At 61.5% G+C, this 18,364-nt stretch carries 14 protein-coding genes and 1 pseudogene; 8 read left to right on the forward strand and 7 right to left on the reverse strand.

Annotated elements, in window-relative coordinates; genetic code table 11:
• Window positions 1-111: 111 nt before the first annotated feature.
• Both U5A67_RS14785 and U5A67_RS14790 read left to right on the forward strand, forming a co-directional pair.
• Window positions 112-1,116 (forward strand): LysR family transcriptional regulator, encoded by a 1,005-nt coding sequence (locus U5A67_RS14785; protein WP_205985412.1) that lies wholly within the window; start codon window positions 112-114, stop codon window positions 1,114-1,116.
• 240 nt (window positions 1,117-1,356) lie between these two features.
• A complete protein-coding gene (locus tag U5A67_RS14790) occupies window positions 1,357-1,731 on the forward strand; it encodes a DUF4148 domain-containing protein (RefSeq protein WP_321815095.1) in 375 nt (124 codons plus the stop codon).
• A gap of 163 nt (window positions 1,732-1,894) precedes the next feature.
• Here U5A67_RS14790 and U5A67_RS14795 read toward each other — a convergent pair whose 3' ends face one another.
• The 5 genes from U5A67_RS14795 to U5A67_RS14815 form a co-directional block, all read right to left on the reverse strand.
• Window positions 1,895-7,417, reverse strand: coding sequence for a YadA-like family protein (locus tag U5A67_RS14795; RefSeq protein WP_321815094.1), 5,523 nt, complete (start codon window positions 7,415-7,417; stop codon window positions 1,895-1,897).
• 327 nt (window positions 7,418-7,744) lie between these two features.
• Complete coding sequence (locus tag U5A67_RS14800) at window positions 7,745-8,650, reverse strand: cation diffusion facilitator family transporter (RefSeq protein ID WP_321815093.1); 906 nt, start codon at window positions 8,648-8,650, stop codon at window positions 7,745-7,747.
• Window positions 8,647-9,720 carry a selenide, water dikinase SelD gene (gene selD / locus U5A67_RS14805; RefSeq protein ID WP_321815092.1) on the reverse strand — a complete coding sequence of 358 codons (1,074 nt, stop codon included), beginning with the start codon at window positions 9,718-9,720 and terminating at the stop codon, window positions 8,647-8,649. Before selD ends, U5A67_RS14800 begins: the two co-directional genes overlap by 4 nt.
• A 93-nt stretch (window positions 9,721-9,813) precedes the next feature.
• The gene (locus tag U5A67_RS14810; protein WP_321815091.1) at window positions 9,814-10,599 is read right to left on the reverse strand and encodes an alpha/beta hydrolase; all 786 of its coding nucleotides are present in this window, start codon (window positions 10,597-10,599) and stop codon (window positions 9,814-9,816) included.
• The gene (locus tag U5A67_RS14815; protein WP_321815090.1) at window positions 10,596-11,624 is read right to left on the reverse strand and encodes a M14 family zinc carboxypeptidase; all 1,029 of its coding nucleotides are present in this window, start codon (window positions 11,622-11,624) and stop codon (window positions 10,596-10,598) included. Before U5A67_RS14815 ends, U5A67_RS14810 begins: the two co-directional genes overlap by 4 nt.
• A gap of 332 nt (window positions 11,625-11,956) precedes the next feature.
• On the opposite strand from U5A67_RS14815, the gene U5A67_RS14820 reads away from it, so the two are divergent.
• Both U5A67_RS14820 and U5A67_RS14825 read left to right on the forward strand, forming a co-directional pair.
• Window positions 11,957-12,376: a hypothetical protein gene (locus U5A67_RS14820; RefSeq protein WP_321815089.1), complete on the forward strand. Its 420-nt coding sequence runs from the start codon at window positions 11,957-11,959 to the stop codon at window positions 12,374-12,376.
• Entirely contained in the window at window positions 12,377-13,003 is a 627-nt protein-coding gene (locus tag U5A67_RS14825) for a hypothetical protein (RefSeq protein ID WP_321815088.1), read from the forward strand. It abuts the gene before it with no gap.
• 264 nt (window positions 13,004-13,267) lie between these two features.
• Here the strand turns inward: U5A67_RS14825 and U5A67_RS14830 are convergent, their stop codons facing one another.
• Both U5A67_RS14830 and U5A67_RS14835 read right to left on the reverse strand, forming a co-directional pair.
• Window positions 13,268-13,462: a D-Ala-D-Ala carboxypeptidase family metallohydrolase gene (locus U5A67_RS14830; protein ID WP_321959716.1), complete on the reverse strand. Its 195-nt coding sequence runs from the start codon at window positions 13,460-13,462 to the stop codon at window positions 13,268-13,270.
• Window positions 13,463-13,939: 477 nt separating this feature from the next.
• A pseudogene (locus U5A67_RS14835) lies at window positions 13,940-14,084 on the reverse strand (hypothetical protein); the annotation flags it as partial.
• A 236-nt stretch (window positions 14,085-14,320) separates the two neighbouring features.
• Between U5A67_RS14835 and phnC the strand changes: the two are divergent.
• The 4 genes from phnC (at window position 14,321) to U5A67_RS14855 (ending at window position 18,092) form a co-directional block, all read left to right on the forward strand.
• Window positions 14,321-15,175, forward strand: a complete 855-nt coding sequence (gene phnC / locus U5A67_RS14840) for a phosphonate ABC transporter ATP-binding protein (RefSeq protein WP_321815086.1) — start codon at window positions 14,321-14,323, stop codon at window positions 15,173-15,175.
• Between the two features lie 65 nt (window positions 15,176-15,240).
• Complete coding sequence (phnD, locus tag U5A67_RS14845; protein ID WP_321815085.1) at window positions 15,241-16,227, forward strand: phosphonate ABC transporter substrate-binding protein; 987 nt, start codon at window positions 15,241-15,243, stop codon at window positions 16,225-16,227.
• A 65-nt stretch (window positions 16,228-16,292) separates the two neighbouring features.
• Window positions 16,293-17,063 carry a phosphonate ABC transporter, permease protein PhnE gene (gene phnE / locus U5A67_RS14850; protein ID WP_321815215.1) on the forward strand — a complete coding sequence of 257 codons (771 nt, stop codon included), beginning with the start codon at window positions 16,293-16,295 and terminating at the stop codon, window positions 17,061-17,063.
• A 192-nt stretch (window positions 17,064-17,255) separates the two neighbouring features.
• Window positions 17,256-18,092 carry an EamA family transporter gene (locus U5A67_RS14855; RefSeq protein WP_321815084.1) on the forward strand — a complete coding sequence of 279 codons (837 nt, stop codon included), beginning with the start codon at window positions 17,256-17,258 and terminating at the stop codon, window positions 18,090-18,092.
• Window positions 18,093-18,364 lie beyond the last annotated feature (272 nt).

An 18,364-nucleotide genomic window follows, 5' to 3' on the forward strand; every position in this document is an offset into this window, starting at 1 on the left:
ATCCGGCAACACAATTCGGCGCACCTGAACAATGTGTTTCCTTTAGTCGCCCTGGCCTCGCTTTTGCGGGGCGCCGCGCGGCGTGCGTCCGATGTCTTTTGGAGAGTGGTAATGGACCGCCTTCAGGCCATGCAGGTGTTCACCCGCGTCGTGGACACCAACAGCTTCACCCGCGCCGCGGAAACGCTCGACATGCCGCGCGCCTCGGTCACGACGATCATCCAGAATCTCGAAGCGTTCCTTGGCGTGCGTCTCATGCATCGCACCACGCGCCGCCTCTCGCTCACGCCGGATGGCGCCGCGTACTACGAGCGCTGCGTGCGCATTCTTGCGGATGTCGAAGAAACCGAGCTGACGTTCCAGGACCGCAACCGCAAGCCGCATGGCAAGCTGCGCATCGACATGCCGGGTTCGATCGGACGCCTGATCGTCATTCCCTCGCTGTGCGAATTCCACACGCGCTACCCGGATATCGACCTGCAACTGGGCTTGACCGATCGCCCCGTCGACCTGCTGCAGGAAGGCGTGGATTGCGTGGTACGCGTGGGCGCGCTGCAGGATTCGTCGCTGGTGGCGCGCCGGATCGGCCTGTTTGAAGGGGTTTCGTGCGCCGCGCCCGCGTATCTGGAGCGCAGCGGCACGCCCACCACGCTCGAAGAACTGGCCGAGCATCGCGCCGTGAATTATTTTTCGAGCCGCACGGGCCGCGTGATCGACTGGGCTTTTCTTGTCGATAACAAGGAAGTCGAGGTCAAGCTCAAGAGCATGGTGTCGGTGAACGATGCGGATGCCTACGTAACCTGCGGTATCGAAGGCTTCGGGCTGATCCAGGCGCCGCGCTACATGGTGCTGCCGTATCTGAAATCAGGCGAACTCGTCGAGGTGCTGCCCGACTACAAACCGCTGCCGATGCCGATTTCCGCGGTCTATCCGCACAGCCGCCATCTCTCGCCGAAAGTGCGTGTTTTCGTCGACTGGATCGCGGAAGTGTTCGACCGTTGCCCGCTGCTTTCGGGCCGCGCATCGCTCGACAAAACCTGCACGCTGCGCACGCTGGAAGAGCGCGAATCCGCGCCGAACCTGGAAACGCCGGTCATTACGGAGTGGGCTGCCTGATTTTTCAGGCGGGTTTCCGGCTGCTTTTTCAGGGGTTCCGGCCCCGTTGAAACGCTCGCCAGGCAAGAGATTGCCGGCGAGCGTCGTCATTTGAAGCGCAGGGATTGTTCCGTATTTTCGACAATTCCTTTCGTATTCGGGCCGTTTATCGCGCGCGCCCATCCGCCTACATTTGCTCCTGTCGCCGCAGCGCCCGATTCGAAACCCGGCACTCGCGGCACCTTCACAAAGGAGCAGATCATGAAACGCACTCTCGCAAGCACCCTCGCCGCTACGGTTATCGTCACGCTCGCTGCCAGCGCATCGGCGTTGGCAGGCGGTATTGGCCGCGCCGGCACGTATGGCCCGCAAGATACGACGGCGGCCACGGCGCAGGCCAACACGCAGACCACGGCACAAGTCGAGCCGGTTCTGAGCAACGACAACAGCGCACCGAAGACGCGCGCTCAAGTGAAGGCGGAAATCGTCGAGGCTTATCGCAACGGCACGCTGCCCGCGTTGAACAAGACCAGCTATCCCGAGCAAAGCTTGATTGGCCGCACGCAGGCTCAACGCATCGCGCTGCAGGAAAGCCGCGACAGCGATACGACGCGCGTGGCTCGCGCCGGCGAATAACTTTGCATTAATCCATTCGATAAGGATGCCGAATCATGTCTCCACAAAACTCGGAACTCGATAACTGGGACGAAACCACGCCGGTTTGGACGCCATTTCGTCGTTGAAATAAAAAAAGCGGACACCATAAGGTGTCCGCTTTGCGTTGGAATATATCAGTCGATTACCACTGATATGACATGCCGGCGCCCACCGTCGTGCCGCCGCCAGCGCTATAACCTGCGCCTGCCTTCACCTTGAGGTTCTGGCTGATACGCGCCGATGCACCGAGCGCCGTCGCCTGATAGCCCTTGTAGTTGGCCGTGCCGACACCGACCGCAATACTCTTGCCGTGATCGACATCGGGGATCATGGTCAGCGCGGTTGCGGCGGCCACACCGCTGTACGCGTTGCGCTGAAGGTCGCTCATGCCAGCCTGGAACTGACGCATGTTCACGGCGTCCGTAGGCGCCTGGCCGTCGGCCACGTTGGTGATACGGCGCTCGTTGCCCTGCGAACCGACGGAAACCGTATTGGCCTGATCCGCTACCGAGTTCGCGCCGATCGCCACGGCATTGTCCGCCGTCGCCGCTGCGTTGTTGCCCATCGCCGTCGAGTTCGAACCCGAAGCCGAAGCGCCGCCGCCCTGCGCCACCGCGTTATCGCCCGTAGCCGTCGCCGCACCGCTCGACGTGTTGATCGAGATGTACTGCGAAGACGTATCGCCGATGTTCTGGATCGCCTGAGTCAGGTTCGAGACATCCTGATTCGTCTTGTAGAGTTGCGCGCCCGTTACGGCGTCGGTGCTCGTTTCCGAGAGCACGGCGTCCGAGAGATTCGTAAGTTGCACCGTCATGCCCGCATTGCCCAACGAGACCTTGTCGTGCGCCGGCGAATCGTACTGCACCGCATTCGCCACACCGCCCGCCACGTTGTTGACCTGCGTTTCGATGCTCGACACGCGGCTGTCGATGTTGGTCAGCGCGCTGCCCATATTCGTGTACGTGCTGCCACCGATGGTGTAGGTCGGGCCGGTGATCGTGCCGTCCGCGTTGACGGTCGAACCGCCGCCCAGTGCGTTCGCAGTGGAGTTTGCCACCGCGTAAAGCTGCGCGCCGTTCACGGCATCGGCGCTCGATGCATTCACCGCGCCTGCCGAAATACCCGTGAGCTTGCGGGTGCCCGCCGTGCCGGTAAAGTCGACGACCGTGCCATCCAGACTCTTCGCCACCGTGATGTCCTGCGTCGTCCCATCCTGCTGAACGAGGCCCACGACACTGTTGTTGATGTTGTTTGTCAGGTTGCTGAGGTCGGTCGTGTTCTGCGTTACGCGGGCGTCCAGGTTCGTGATCGCCGACGTGTTGCTGCCAGTCTGCTGATTGGTCGCGAAGAGTTGCGAACCGTTCACGGCGTCCGTGCTCGACGCGCTGACGCCGCCTGCGGCCACGTTGCGCAGCATCACCGGCACGATCGCGCCCACGCCGCCCAGCGTCACCGAGGTGTGTGCGATCGAGTCGTACACCAGCGCATCGGCCATCGTGCCGTTGAGGTTCGTGATGTTGCTGTTGATGGTGGCGATATCCTGGGAGTTCTGCGAAACGCGCGAATCCAGATTCGTGATCGACGTGGTGTTGCTGCTGACCTGGGTGTTGGTCGCGTAGAGCTGCGAACCATTCACGGCATCGGTGCTGGATACGCTGAGCGAACCGGCTGCTACGTTGCGCAGTGCGACCGGCGTGCTCGCGCCCACTCCGCCGAGCGTCACCGATCCATGCGCCGACGAGTCGTACGCTACCGCGTCGGCCATCGTGCCGTTGATGTTCGTGATGCTGCTGGTGAGCGTCGAGATATCCGAGCTGTTCTGCGTTACGCGGCCGTCGAGGTTGGTAATCGAGGAGGCGTTGTTCGCCACCTGCGTGTTCGTCGCGTAGAGTTGCGCGCCGTTCACGGCATCGGTGCTCGATACGCTGAGCGTGCCTGCCGCGACGTTACGCAATGCGACCGGCGTGCTGGCGCCCACACCGCCCAAAGTCACCGATCCATGCGCCGACGAGTCGTACGCTACCGCATCGGCCATCGTGCCGTTGATGTTCGTGATGCTGCTGGTGAGCGTCGAGATCTCCGAGCTGTTCTGCGTCACACGCGAATCAAGGTTCGTGACATTGCCGTTGAGCGTCGAAATATCCGAGCTGTTCTGTGTCACGCGGCCATCGAGATTCGTAATCGAGGAGGTGTTATTCGCCACCTGCGTATTCGTCGCGTAGAGTTGCGAGCCGTTCACGGCATCGGTGCTCGATACGCTGAGCGTGCCTGCTGCAACGTTACGCAGTGCGACCGGCGTGCTCGCGCCCACACCGCCCAAGGTCACCGAGCCATGCGCCGACGAGTCGTAGGCCACCGCATCGGCCATCGTGCCGCTGATGTTCGTGAGATTTCCATAGATCGCCGAAATATCCGAGGTGTTCTGCGTCACACGCGAATCCAGGTTCGTGATCGCCGTAGCGTTGCTGCTGACCTGCGTGTTGGTGGCGTACAGTTGCGAACCGTTCACCGCATCCGTACTCGCAGCCGCCACCTGACCCGCTGCTACGTTCTGAATTTGACGTGTAGCGGCGGCGGTACCCACGCTGATGACACTAGTCGGGTTTGCGCCAGCGTAGTTATACGTCGTACCGCCAATCACGCCGCTAGCTGTCGCGACGGCTGCCGTCGTAGTCGCACCATTGCCGATTGCCACCGAGTTCGCCACGGACGCGTTCGCAGAATTGCCGAGCGCGACCGAATTGACGCCGCCAGCATTCGCCAAGGTCCCCAACGCCACCGAATAGCTCCCCGATGCCTTCGCGCTCGCACCCACCGCGACGCTACGATCCGCAGTCGCCGAAGCTGCGTTGCCGATGGCCGTCGTGAAATCCAGGCCCGCATAGGAGGTGGTCCCAAGCGCAGTCGAACCCGTGCCGGCTCCCTGAGCGTTCGGGCCAATTGCGGTGCTGTTCAACGCTGACGCGCTGGAGTCGGCCATGGATGAATTGACATGGAAATATTTGATCCCAACACCGTTGCTGAGATTAGTGACGGTATTCTGGAGACTCGTCACGTTTGCGTTGGTCGCGTAGAGTTGCGCGCCGTTCACGGCGTCCGTGCTCGATACGCCGAGCGTACCTGCTGCAACGTTACGCAGCGCCACCGGCGTGCTCGCGCCCACACCGCCCAAGGTCACCGAGCCATGCGCCGACGAGTCGTACGCCACCGCATCGGCGATCGTGCCGCTAATGTTCGTGATACTGCTGCTGAGCGTCGAGATATCCGAGCTGTTCTGCGTCACACGCGAATCAAGGTTCGTGACATTGCCGTTGAGCGTCGAAATATCCGAGGTGTTCTGCGTCACGCGGCCATCAAGATTCGTGATCGAGGAGGCGTTGTTCGCCACCTGCGTATTCGTCGCGTAGAGTTGCGAGCCATTCACGGCATCGGTGCTCGATACGCCGAGCGTACCTGCTGCAACGTTATGCAACGCGACCGGCGTGCTGGCGCCCACTCCACCGAGCGTCACCGATGCATGCGCCGACGAGTCATACGCAACGGCATCGGCCATTTGCCCGCTGATGTTCGTGAGATTTCCATAGATCGTCGAGATATCCACGGTGTTCTGCGTCACGCGGCCATCGAGACTCGTAATCGACGAAGCGTTGTTCGCCACCTGCGTGTTCGTCGCGTAGAGCTGCGCGCCGTTCACGGCATCGGTGCTGGAGACGCCGAGCGAACCGGCTGCCACGTTACGCAACGCCACCGGCGCGCTCGCGCCCACTCCACCGAGCGTCACCGAGCCATGCGCCGACGAGTCATACGCCACCGCATCGGCCATCGTGCCCTGCAGCGTCGTCAACTGGCCCTGCACAGACGTCATCTGACCTTGAAGCGTCGTCACCGAGCCTTGCAGATTGACAATGCCCGTCGAATTCGCCGTAACCTGCGTGTTCGTTGCATAGAGTTGCGAACCGTTCACCGCATCGGTGCTCGCCGCCGTGATCTGACCCGCCGCCACGTTCTGGATCTGGCGCGTAGCGCCTGCCGTGCCCACGCTGACAACACCCGTAGGCGTCGCGCCGGCGTAGTTGTATGCCGTTCCGCCAATCGTCCCACTCGCCGTTGCAACAGCAGCGGTCGTCGTCGCACCATTACCCAACGCGACCGAATTCGCCACCGATGCGTTGGCGGCATTGCCGATCGCCACTGCATTCGTCTGGCTGGCATTCGCCGACGCACCCACTGCCGTCGAAGTTATGCCCGCCGCGCTTGCAAGCGTACCCAACGCAGTCGAGTAGCTGCCGGCAGCCTTGGCGCTCGCTCCCACGGCAACGCTACGGTCACCGCTCGCCGACGAGTAATTGCCGAGCGACGTCGCATAATCAAGTCCACCATACGAACCGTTGCCGATGGCAACAGAGGCCTGACCAGCGGCATTCGAGTTAGCGCCCATGGCAACCGATGTAACACCGCTGCCCATTGCGCTCCCCCCTATTGCGACGGCATTCGCTCCGCTAGTCTTCGCACCGGTGCCCAATGCGATGGCGCTTGTGCCCGCAGCGGTCGAGTTCGCGCCAAACGCCAGCCCGTTGGTTCCGCTAACCGTCGAGCTCCACCCAAGCGCGACGCCGCCGGTGGCCGAAACGCTGGATACCGCGCCGATCGCAAGCCCACCGGTCGCTGTAGAGGTCGCATATTCACCGATCGCCACGGCGTACCCAATTGCGCCACTGCTACCGTTGGATGGCGGTGCGGCAAGCGCATAGCCGCCAAGCGCAATGCTGCTGCCATATTCCGCGTCGGCGTTGCGGCCGATCGCAATCATGTCGAACGAGTTGTTGAAGAACGCCGTCACGCCTGTGCGCGCATTGGCTCCCAGCGCAATTGCGGCACCGGATCTGGCGACGGCACCACTGCCGATGGCGATTTCCTGCCCGCCCGGGCTCCATCCCGCCACACCCGCTGTCGCATTCGGCCCGAACGCAATGGCCTCGCCGTTATTTGCGCTCGCGCCCGGCCCGATGGCTGTGCTGTCCTGGCCGATAGCAACGGAATCTGCCCCCGACGAATTGGTATGGAAATACTTGACGCCGCCACCGCTGGTGATGGCGTTCAGCGTGGTCGTCATGTTCGCGACGTTCTGGTTGGTCGCATAGAGCTGCGAGCCGTTCACAGCCTGCTGGCTGGACGAGCTCAATGCGGCAGGTGCAAGGCCGTCGATCGTCACGCCGCCGGTGCCGAGGTTCTGGAACGTCAGGTATGAACCCGTGCCGTTCGACGCGTTCTGAACGTAAAACTGGAACTGGTTGTTGCTGATGGCCATCGCGGCCGTGCCGCTATCGCCCAGAATGACGTAGTTCGCGTTATTGAGGCCCGTGAAGGTCGACGGCGAGATTGCGCAGCTGCCGCCACTCGTCTGTCCAGTTGTCGAATAGTCGTAGCTACCCGACGCATCCGTCACGCAAAGATCCGAAGCCGAAGCCAACATCGGCACGGTCAGGCCCACGCAGCCCGCCACCAGCACGAACATGCGCGAGAGTGCGCGCAATGCGCCGCCCTTGAAAGCCACCGGTTCGCCGAGTTTCAGCGACGTCCCACGCCCCTTGGCCTTCGCGTTTTCCTGCACCGCCGTCCAGGTCGCCGTGGACGCATTCCAAACCGACCGATAGCTCTTGTTCATCTTGCCTTCTCCAATTCAAAAACGTCGCCTCGATCGATTAATTCGGATACCGAACCATGATCGAAAGTAACCAGACCCAAGACGCTTCGAATTCCGTGGCACTTTGAACCTGCCACGTCATCTCTGCGAACTGGTATCCATTTTTGCGATTGGAGCCAAACGTCGATATAGAACGTTTTCTATTTCGAGACGAGATGAATAAAAAGGGGCGGAACCACCGACGCGCCCAGACGGCAGCGCGAAAAAAAGCCCGACAGTTTTCAGAACTGTCGGGCGCGATGGAGCGGGTGCTGCGGCACTACCTGAGGCACTACCTGCAGCACAACATCACCGGTTCACGAAATCCGGCTCGAAGAACACCCAGCGCACCACGGGAAAGCGCGCCTGCAGATCGGCTTCGATCTCGTTGATTGCCTCGACCATCGTGCGGCTGTGCTCGTAGTCGAGCATCTCGCACTGCACGGCCACCATCACTTCCCGGCCCCATTGCAGGGTAATCAGGCTGATGATGCTGCGGATTTCGGGCCGCGCGCGCAGATAGGTTTCGATATCGCGGCGCATTTCCGGGCTCGCCGATTCGCCGACGATCATCGACTTCACTTCGCGCGCGATAAACCACGCAATCCCCATCAGCAAGATGCCGATGGCAATCGACCCGCACGCATCCCAGATGGGATTGCCCGTGATAACCGTCAGCAGCACGGCGACAAAGGCGATCGCCAGACCCGCCAGCGCGGCGATATCTTCGCCCGCCACCACCAGCAGATCGGAATCGCGCGTTTCGCGCGCCCATCGCCACAGCGATTTCGTTGGCGAGCCCTTGCGGATTTCCTTGATCGCGCCGTAGAGCGAAAACGCTTCGAGCAGCACCGAAATCCCGAGCACGCCCAGCGCCACATACACATATTGCAGCGGCTCGCGCAGGACCAGCCGATGCACGCCCTCGTACACCGAGAACGCGCCGCCCACGAAAAACAGCAGCAGCGCCACCAGCAGCGAATAGAAGTTGATCGCGCGGCCCGTGCCCATCGGATGCAGCGGCGTGGGCGCCTCGCGCGACTGGCGCAGGCCGAACAGCAGCAGAAGCTGGTTACCGCAATCGGCCGTGGAGTGAATCGCCTCGGCGAACATCGAGCCGGAGCCCGTGAACGCCGCCGCCGCGAACTTGCAGACCGCGATGCCGGCGTTCGCCGCCAGGGCGTAGAAAATGGCTTTCGGTGACTCGCCGCTCATACGACCTCGACGCGTGCCGGACCATCGCTGAGTTCGCCGATCACACACGCGGACGCGAAGCCATCGGCATGGAACAACGCGAGCACGGCGTCGACGTCTTCCGGCGCGCAGGCGACCAGCAGGCCGCCGGACGTCTGCGGATCGGTCAGCAGCGTGCGCGCGCCTTCGGGCAGATGCGGCGCGAGCGTCACGCCATCGCCATAGGAAGCCCAGTTGCGGCCCGATGCGCCAGTGAAGACGCCCTGCTCCACGAACGCCTCGACGCCGGGCAGCCACGGCAGATCGGCGTAACGCACGCGCGCCGTGAGGCACGCGCCGCGCGCGATTTCCAGCGTATGGCCCAGCAGGCCGAAGCCGGTCACGTCGGTCATCGCGTGCACGCCGTCGCGCTCCGCGAGCGGCGCGCCGGGCTTGTTGAGCAGTGTGGCGGCATCGACCATCGCCTTGTATCCGGCGACGTCGAGCAGATCTTTCTTGAGCGCGGCGGACAGCACGCCCACGCCCAGCGGCTTGCCGAGCACCAGCACGTCGCCCGCGCGCGCGGACGCATTGCGCTTGACGCGTTCGGGATGCACCACGCCCAGCGCCGCGAGGCCGTAGATCGGCTCGACGGAATCGATCGAATGGCCGCCCGCCACGGGAATGCCGGCCGCGGCGCAGACGTCTTCGCCGCCACGCAAGACCTGCGCGATCACTTCATGCGGCAGCACGTTGATCGGCATGCCGACCAGCGCGAGCGCGAGGATCGGCTTGCCACCCATCGCGTAGACGTCGGAAAGCGCATTGGTGGCGGCGATGCGGCCGAAGTCGTAGGGATCGTCGACGATCGGCATGAAGAAGTCGGTGGTCGCGACAATGGCCTGCTCGTCGTTGAGCTTGTAGACGGCGGCGTCGTCGGCGGTTTCGGTGCCCACGAGCAGGTTCGGAAACGCGGCGGTGAGCGGCGTGCTACGCGCCAGCAGCGCGGACAGCACGCCCGGCGCGATCTTGCAGCCGCAGCCGCCGCCGTGCGAGAGGCTCGTGAGGCGCGGCGCAGCCGGGGCGGCCGCCAGACGGTCTTGATCGTTCATATGCGGGAGTCGTTCCAAAGAATGCGGGGAAAACGGTCCCTATTATGGAGCAATCGGCGTGCGGAGCTTGCGGGCGCGGCGCGCTGACTTGCTTCAGTTGCCCGCGCGGTGGGTCTGGATGGGTTCGGCCAGGGGAAACGCGGCGCAGACCGCTTCGACGAGCCATTGCGGATCGTCGTGCGGCAGGTCGTGACCGGCCCACGGATGCATGCGCTGCACCGCGCCCCACGCACGCGCAAGCCGCGCCGAACAGACCGGATCGACGAGTTGATCCGCCTGCGAGGACAGCACGAGCGTCGCGCAGCGCGGCGCGCTGTTTACGGTGTACCGCGCGGCGGCCAGTAGCTGACGCACCGCATTGGCGCGGCTTACCGGCGCGCTGGCGCGGATCGCGCGCCAGGCGTCGAGGTCGGCGGCGAGCGTGTCGCGGCGCGCGCAGGTGCGGGCGTGGATGGCAGACTCGGCGATGGTGTTCTCGCCGCGCGCCTGCCAGTGCCACGCCGCGCGCAGCAACGCGGGCCACGCGGCGGGCCGCAGGCGCTCGTAGAAACGGCTATAGGGCCGCATGCTCGTATTGATCAGCACGAGTTGCGCGATCTCGTCGGGATAGCGCAACGCCCAGGCGGTGGCGACCATGCCGCCCAACGACATCGCCAGCACCTTGTACGGCGCGCGCGCGCCCAGCCGCTGCACTTCGGCGCGCACGACGTCCACACAGGCTTCGACGGACGACGGCGTCCGGGCCTGTGCGAGCGTGCCGTTGCCCGGGAGATCGACCGGCAGCACGGCGCCGCAGCGCGCGGCCAGCAGCGGCGCGAACGCGCCCCAGTGGCGCGATTCGCGCGTGAGCCCGCGCAGCAGTATCCAGGGCGCGCTCATGAGCCGGCCTGCGTGTACCAATGCCCGATGGCGCTTTGCAGCACCTGCTGCCGCGCCACGCCCTCCGGCAACCAGCGTTCGGACGAAAACGCCGCGCGCGTGAGGAAATCGAACAGATTGGCGTGCCGCCGCAGCACGCGTGCGGTGCGATGCTGCATCACCGGATTGAACATGCCCTGGCGCGAGAACAACTGACGCGGATTTTTCTTGATCCACAACCACGAGCCGAGTTCGAGCGTGAGCGGCAAAAACACATTGTTCGCGGGCGCGCGGTCGTAGGCGCAATCCCAGAGATCGCCATGCAGCAGATATTGATGGCTTTGCGGCTCGAAAGCGTAGCCGTGGTGCGGATGAGCGCGCTCGAACATCGTCTTGAGCACGTACATTTCCGGCAGGTTGCGCATGAGCTGGCGCGTGCGCGCGTAGGGAAACCAGATGCTGTCGCGCCAGCCGTAGCCCGAGTGGCAATCGAGTGCAAACGCGAGCGGCCGATGCGCCAGTTCTTCGTCGACGATCCTGAGCAGCGCGCTCGCCTCGGTTTCCATCGCCGCGCCGCGCCGGCCGCGATACCAGGGCAGCCACGAACCCAGGCGCTGGCCGCCGGCGAGGAAAGGCACGCGCTCGTCGGCATCCTGCGGGGCGTTGCGCATGAGATCGACGCCGTTGGGATTGGCGCGGGTGGCGAGCCACATGCCGCCGGGGTTGACGATGGGGCAGCAATAAATTCGCACGGATTTAAGAACCTCGTGCAGGAGGTCATCCCACGCTAGCCGGGAAATCAACGAACGCAGGTACTCCAGAACCAGCCGCGTGCCAATGCGCTCGAGGCCATGTATACCGCCGAAGAAGGCCACCGCCGGCGCCTGTGGGTCCGTCGACCCAATCGAGGTGACAAAAACGTCGAATTTCCGGCCACGCAATTCAACGGACGCAATGCTACGCGTGTCGAACCACGGCGCAGCTTCGTCCAGCAGCGCCTTCAGGTCGTCATACTCTTCGAAGCTGTCGGGCAGGAAGCTGGTCATATGGCGATATGTCCGGCATTAGGTTCGGCCAACGGCGTACCTCGGATGGGAAGCAGGCAGTCTGCCTTATGTTTGTTGCCGTTGCTCGCACAATGATGTGGCGCTAATTGTGGATTGTCGGTGATCTGCCGAACGGTGTCGGGCAGGTTTAATGTTCAAGGCCACCGGTGGCTCAGGGAGCACTTACAAACAGCGCAGGCGCCTGGCTCGCCTGGCGCACTTCGGCCAATTACTTTCGACGCGTATTCACGCTACACCAACCGCAGCGGAAATTCACAAGGCCACACGCACATAGCTACCTAGCTGATAGTGCTAGTGGAGCCACTGCACAGATGGTCAATTGGCGTGAGGACGTTGGTGACAACAACAACATTACTCGCGATCTGACGTCTCCGGCAGACAGTGCGGGCTTTTACTGGGCAATGATGCAGATGGCAAAGTATGCCGACAAACCTTTGAAACTAGAACGAAAAACTGTTCAGGCGAAGAAGCCGGTTGATCATCATCACCCCGATGCCCCTAATCCCATAGTGCAGAAGATTTACTATCACTGTATGGCTTTCAGAGATGCATCAGCTTCGGTGAATCTGCCGTCCGCTGTCGGTGACCCAAACCATCACTTCAATGGATACATTGCTCGATGCGTTGGATTCGCTCAAGCACTGGCTGTTCTTGGCGAAATGATGTTTCCCGATTCATCCGGAAATCAGGTGTTACTATTTCCGGAAGACAGATCCCCGAGGAGAGCGTAAGTGCAAACCAAAATCGCAAAAAAAATTATTTTTGCTTTCAGCATCTTTATCGCCATATTCACGACCAACTCCTTCTCTCAGGAATCGTCAACTACTAGAAAAGTAATAAAAATTGAGAGTTGCACGGTATCGATCATCCCAAACAAAGACGGTCAATTCATATTACCAACCTCAAAAAATGACTTCAAATTTGCCGGATATGAGCAAAACCTAGAAAATTCCAACGATTCTCGAAAATTCGGATTCTCAATGGAATGCCAACGAGGTTTCGATAGTCGAAATGATATCGCGAACGACAATGGTGGCTCATACGACGACAAGTCCGGCCATTGGAGCGCTTTCTATGTGAGCGATCAGGACAAAGAGATGCTGGCCCCGGCGACGAAGATCATAGCCTTCGACTCGCCTACTGGAACCGGGTTTGTGCGGTTAACAGACGATGTAATTGGAGACGAAAAATCACGTGACAGGAAGATTTCCTATTGCGTATTCGACAAACGCGCACATCAAGATCAGGCGATTTGTGGAGATGGAATTGTTATGAAACTATCGAAACCTCAAGAAAATTTCCTACCGGATGCGATTAAAGTATTGCGAAGCCTTCAATTTATAAGCAACACTAATTAAATGTGATTGCCAACTTGAAAATGATAAGCACGATCGCAGTTGACTATTTAAACAGGCGAAGTTACGGTGCTCTGCTCGCGATTTAGGTTTGGGATGCCGCTTGCGAGATACCAGCACGTACTGGTTGAGTCGGATCAGGTCAAGCCGCGGATGTACGTAGTGGGCCCGTTGATAAAGTGCGCGGTCAACACTTCACGCCGGCCCGCATCGTTGTCCTTCGCGGGAATTGGGTAACGTACCCACGTCCCCTCTTAGATGATTTGATCAAACGGGATCGACGACGCGCGGGAAATGACCGTGCAAATCTGGAGCGGCGTGCCGGTCGGGGGGGCTGATGAAGTCTGCGGCGAAGCCAAGCGCATGCGCACTGTTCGGCACGCCGCCGACTGCCTTGTTGACCGCCCGCGAGCGAAACGCCGACGAGATCAGGATCGGTTTGCCGACGAGCAGCGTGCACACGTTTTCGAGCGTTTTCGAGCGCATACGTAAGCCGCCGCAAGTTTGCTAAGGCGGTCGTATCGGGAGTAATCGCCAGGCCGAATCGAGAGGCCGTCTGCGATGCGGTAAATTCTTCGAGCGAAAAATGCGCCGATAACATTTCCATGATCACCCCTTTGGGGGAGCGGAAATCGTGGAAGTCGGAACGCGGCTCGCGATCGACTGATCGACGAACCAGAAGGTAATCGCACCGCTGAAGATGGCAATATGAGGTGCGTGTTGCCATGGATGGGGCCGGTCAAGCCACGCAAGCCGATCTCAGGACTGTAGGCGTGCCGATTTCGAGCGGTCATAACTTGTTGGCCCTCGCAGAAGCAGCAGACCTTTTCGACGAGAGATTTCAAACCGTTCTCGTGGCCGATCACGACCGCCGTGCAATGCGAATTATTTGCCGGGAACTGGGCGAGGTGATTTTATGGTGCGGGCGATATCCAGTGCCAACGAGTACAACAGCATCGAGCCATGGGCGTTCGACAGCACGAAGCGGTCGCGGTCGTTCCAGTGCGAGTTTCGTCGGGTTGTGGTGAAGATGGCCGCCCCACAGCGCGACGGCGATTTCGGTCATGCCCATGGGCATACCGGGGTCTCAAACACGTGTGCGGCGTCACACAGATGTCACGCACGCGAAAGGAAAGATGTCACAACAACGACATCGCCCCGCACATCCGAACTCCGCCAGAACGGCCGCGAACGCGTCTTAGATTGCGTAGTCGTCTAGACGTCGCGACAGCTTCACTCAACCGTCACAGTCGCTTCCTAGAATGGCACCGACTCAACCGTGACTCGCGGCACCGCGCCCGACTCATATGACGAATCGGAATGGAAGCCACGATGGACGCGATACGTATCGAACGCCTCTCGAAGACCTTTAAAGGGGGCGCATCTGCCTGCGGCTGCAAAGCGCTCGACGAAATCAATCTGCGCGTGGGCAGCGGCGAAATGGTTGCGCTGATCGGCGCATCGGGTTCGGGAAAATCCACCTTGCTGCGCCATATCGCAGGCTTTGTAGCCTCCGACCCGCAACCTTCGCAGATCGAAATATTGGGCCGGCCGATCCAGCAGAACGGCCGCATCGTGCGCGAAGTGCGCCGCATTCGCCGCGACATCGGCTTCGTCTTCCAGCAGTTCAATCTCGTGCATCGCCTGACGGTGGAGACCAACGTGCTGATCGGCGCTCTCGCGCGGCTGCCGCTGTGGCGTCGTCTGACCGGCCGTTTTCCGCGCGCCGAACGCGATCTGTCCGCAGCGGCGCTGGCGGAAGTCGGCATCGGCGACAAGGCTGGCGAGCGCGCCGCGAACCTTTCGGGCGGCCAGCAGCAGCGCGCCGCGCTTGCCCGCGCCCTCGTGCAACGCGCACGCCTGATTCTCGCCGATGAACCCATCGCCTCGCTCGATCCGGAATCGTCGCGCCGCGTGATGGACATGCTGCGCATGCTCAATCGCAATCATGGGCTGACCGTGGTGGTCTCGCTGCATCAGGTCAATATCGCCATGCAGTATTGCCCGCGCACCGTCGCGCTGCGCGATGGCCGCGTGGTGTACGACGGGCCGTCCGCCGCGCTCACGCCTGTGCTTTTGCAACAGCTTTACGGCAGCGCTGCGCGCGAATTGCTCGAAACCGACGCAGATCGCGCAGCCATGCAGCACTTTGGCGCACAGCCGAACGCTGCGTGAACACGATCATTCGTTGTCCATAACACGCAAACGTTTACCTTCTCACGAACCGGATCGACTCTCACATGAAACTGCTCCGTTCCATGCTTTCCTGGTGCGCCACCGGCGCCGTGGCGTTCGCCTCGCTCGGCGCTTCGACTGCCCACGCGGAAGACCTGAATTTCGGCATCATTTCGACCGATTCGTCGGCGGTACTCAAACAGCGCTGGCAACCGTTCATCGACGATATGAACCGTCAGACGGGCCTGAACATCCATGCGTTCTTCGCCACCGATTACTCGGGCATCATCGAAGGCATGCGCTTTAACAAGGTACAAATCGGCTATTTCGGCAATGCCTCGGCGATGGAAGCCGTCGACCGCTCGAATGGCGAGATCTTCGCCAAGGTGCTCTACGCCAACGGCGACGCGGGCTACAAATCGGTGCTCATCACCAACGTCAACAGCCGCGTCAAAACGCTCGACGATGTATTCAAGAATCCTAAAGACCTCACGCTCGGCTGGGGCGATCCGAATTCGACGTCCGGCACGCTGATTCCCGGATACTATCTGTTCGCGCAACACGGCCTGAGCGTGAGCGCCACGACTTTCAAGACCGTTCTGCCGTCGAGCCATGAAGCCAATCTGCTCGCAGTCGTCAATAACAAGGTCGATATCGCCACGAATAACACCATCGAGCTTTCGTCGCTGGAAAAGAAGCATCCTGAGCGTTTCGCCCAGGTGCGCGTGCTCTGGACCTCGCCGCTGATTCCGTCCGATCCGCTCGTGTGGCGCAAGGACCTGCCCGAAGCCACCAAACAGAAGCTGCGCGACTTCTTCTATCACTACGCGAGGACCGATCCGCACGAAAAGGCCGTGATGGCCGCGATCACCGGTTACGCCGGCTTCGCGCCCGCTACCGACGCGCAACTGCTGCCGATCCGCCAGATCGCGCTCAACCAGCAGAAAGAGAAAATCACCGCCGACACACATCTCTCCGACGACGACCGCAAGAGCCAGATCGCGGGCATCGATGCGAAGATCGGCGCGCTCAACGCTGCGGCCAAGCCCTAATGAGCACGATGGACTTCGAGGCTTCTTCGACGAAAACAGCGCAATCGCAGGCAGCCGCAGCGGCGATGGCAGCGGGAAAGGCCAAGCGTAGCTGGTCCTCTCTCGTGCTCTGGGCGATCGTGTTCATGTTGCTCGGCGCGGCGTGGCAGGGCGCGGACATGCGCCCGCTAGACCTGATCGCCGATTCGTCGAATATGGGCACGTTCGCGCGCGACTTCTTCCCGCCCGACTTCACCGAATGGCGCACGTACGTCCACGAAATGTGGGTCACGGTGGCCGTCGCGCTATGGGGCACGGTGCTGGCGATCGTCTGCGCGGTGCCGTTCGGGCTGATGTCCGCGCACAATCTCGCGCCGCGCTGGGTGCTGCATCCGGTGCGCCGTTTGATGGACGCATGCCGCGCGATCAACGAAATGGTGTTCGCGATGCTGTTTATCGTCGCGGTGGGACTCGGTCCGTTCGCGGGCGTGCTGGCGCTTTGGGTCCATACGACCGGCGTGCTCGCCAAGCTCTTTGCCGAAGCCGTCGAAGCCATCGATCCGCGTCCCGCCGAAGGCGTGCGCGCAACCGGCGCCACGCCGCTCGACGAAATCATCTACGGCGTGCTGCCGCAAGTCATGCCGCTGTGGATCTCCTACGCGCTCTATCGCTTCGAATCGAACGTGCGCTCCGCGATGGTCGTGGGGATGGTGGGCGCGGGTGGCATCGGCGTCGTGCTGTACGAGGAGATCCGCTCGTTCGACTACGCGCAGACCTGCGCGGTGTTGATCATGGTGATCGCTGTCGTGACCGCAATCGATCTGATTTCCGCCCGCCTGCGTGCCCGCGTGACCTGACGCACGCCGCTTTCCATCGCATCTCTTGGCAGGCGCGAACCGCATCGTTCAAGCGGTTCGCGCCTCGTCGCATTTCTGGCAGCGCAGTGGCGTTCGCTAAAATAATCGATCAAGTCAAAATACCCTTTGCGGACGCCAGCCTTGCGCGCCGCTTTTTGCTCTTTCGTTCTTTCGCTCTTTCGCTAACGCTCAATGGCAAGCTTCGTCGTTCTGCTGGTTCTGCTCTCTGCACTCATGCACGCGAGCTGGAATGCCTTCCTCCACCTCTCGGGCGACCGCGTCTGGCTGCTCGGCATGTTCTCGATTCCCTATCTGCTGGTGAGCGCTGTCGCCGTGTGCGTGCTGCCGTTACCGGCGGCCGGGGCATGGCCGTATATCGGCGCGTCTGCGCTGCTGGAATTCGCCTATTGCTTCACGCTGATCCGCGCCTATCGCAGCGGCGATTTCGGCCTGATCTACCCGATCGCGCGTGGTCTGTCTCCGTTGCTGATTTCCGCAGGTGCGTTCGTGTTCGCGCACGAAAAACTGCATGCGCCCGCCGCTGCCGGTGTCGTACTCGTGTCGCTCGGCATCATGTCGCTGGCGTTGCGGCGCGGCATGCGCTTCTCCGGCGAGAGCGTGCCCTGGGCGCTGCTCACGGGTCTTTTTATCGCAGTCTATTCGCTGGTCGATGGACTGGGCGCGCGCGTCGCGGGCAATCCGCTCAGTTACATCATGTGGGTCTATCTGCTCTGGAACGTGCCGCAGTTCATCGTCGTCTGCACACTGCGCGGCGGCGTGACGCAGATGTTCGTATCGAAGGCCAACGCAGCGCGCGGCATGCTCGCGGGCGTGCTCGCGCTGATCGCGTATTGCCTCGTTATCGAAGCGTTCCGCTATCTGCCGATCGCGATGGTGTCCGCACTGCGCGAAATGTCGTCGATTTTTGCAGTGCTGATCGGCTGGCTCTTCATGAAAGAACAACTGACCGCGCGCCGCATGGTCGCATGCGCGCTTGTGACCTGCGGCGCCGTGCTGATTCGTCTCTAGAGCACGCTATGCTTCCCTGATCCAGCGCTGTCTATGCGCGCCGGATTCGAGCGCGCGAAACGCACACCCCGTTCGTCTGGATGAACGCACATCGCAAAAGGTCTTTGCATAGGGCGCACGCAATAAAACCCCTGCGCCATCACACTATTTTTTAGCATCGATCAAGTTCGGTTAAATCCAGCGCACGCTTATCCGACAGAATTAATGCGAGCGCCTATCCCGACAAGAATCGCTCCTTGTCGATATAGACACTGCATAATTATCGCCATGAG

Origin of the sequence: Paraburkholderia sp. J69-1 (assembly GCF_905220255.1) — a bacterium.
Taxonomy (GTDB): domain Bacteria; phylum Pseudomonadota; class Gammaproteobacteria; order Burkholderiales; family Burkholderiaceae; genus Paraburkholderia.

What these genes read in the sequence shown, in the direction of transcription:
- U5A67_RS14785 (WP_205985412.1), top strand. Translation starts at nt 112, where the DNA reads ATGGACCGCCTTCAGGCCATGCAGGTGTTCACCCGCGTCGTGGACACC.
- U5A67_RS14790 (WP_321815095.1), top strand. Translation starts at nt 1,357, where the DNA reads ATGAAACGCACTCTCGCAAGCACCCTCGCCGCTACGGTTATCGTCACG.
- U5A67_RS14795 (WP_321815094.1), bottom strand. Translation starts at nt 7,417, where the DNA reads ATGAACAAGAGCTATCGGTCGGTTTGGAATGCGTCCACGGCGACCTGG.
- U5A67_RS14800 (WP_321815093.1), bottom strand. Translation starts at nt 8,650, where the DNA reads ATGAGCGGCGAGTCACCGAAAGCCATTTTCTACGCCCTGGCGGCGAAC.
- selD (WP_321815092.1), bottom strand. Translation starts at nt 9,720, where the DNA reads ATGAACGATCAAGACCGTCTGGCGGCCGCCCCGGCTGCGCCGCGCCTC.
- U5A67_RS14810 (WP_321815091.1), bottom strand. Translation starts at nt 10,599, where the DNA reads ATGAGCGCGCCCTGGATACTGCTGCGCGGGCTCACGCGCGAATCGCGC.
- U5A67_RS14815 (WP_321815090.1), bottom strand. Translation starts at nt 11,624, where the DNA reads ATGACCAGCTTCCTGCCCGACAGCTTCGAAGAGTATGACGACCTGAAG.
- U5A67_RS14820 (WP_321815089.1), top strand. Translation starts at nt 11,957, where the DNA reads ATGGTCAATTGGCGTGAGGACGTTGGTGACAACAACAACATTACTCGC.
- phnC (WP_321815086.1), top strand. Translation starts at nt 14,321, where the DNA reads ATGGAAGCCACGATGGACGCGATACGTATCGAACGCCTCTCGAAGACC.
- phnD (WP_321815085.1), top strand. Translation starts at nt 15,241, where the DNA reads ATGAAACTGCTCCGTTCCATGCTTTCCTGGTGCGCCACCGGCGCCGTG.
- phnE (WP_321815215.1), top strand. Translation starts at nt 16,293, where the DNA reads ATGGCAGCGGGAAAGGCCAAGCGTAGCTGGTCCTCTCTCGTGCTCTGG.
- U5A67_RS14855 (WP_321815084.1), top strand. Translation starts at nt 17,256, where the DNA reads ATGGCAAGCTTCGTCGTTCTGCTGGTTCTGCTCTCTGCACTCATGCAC.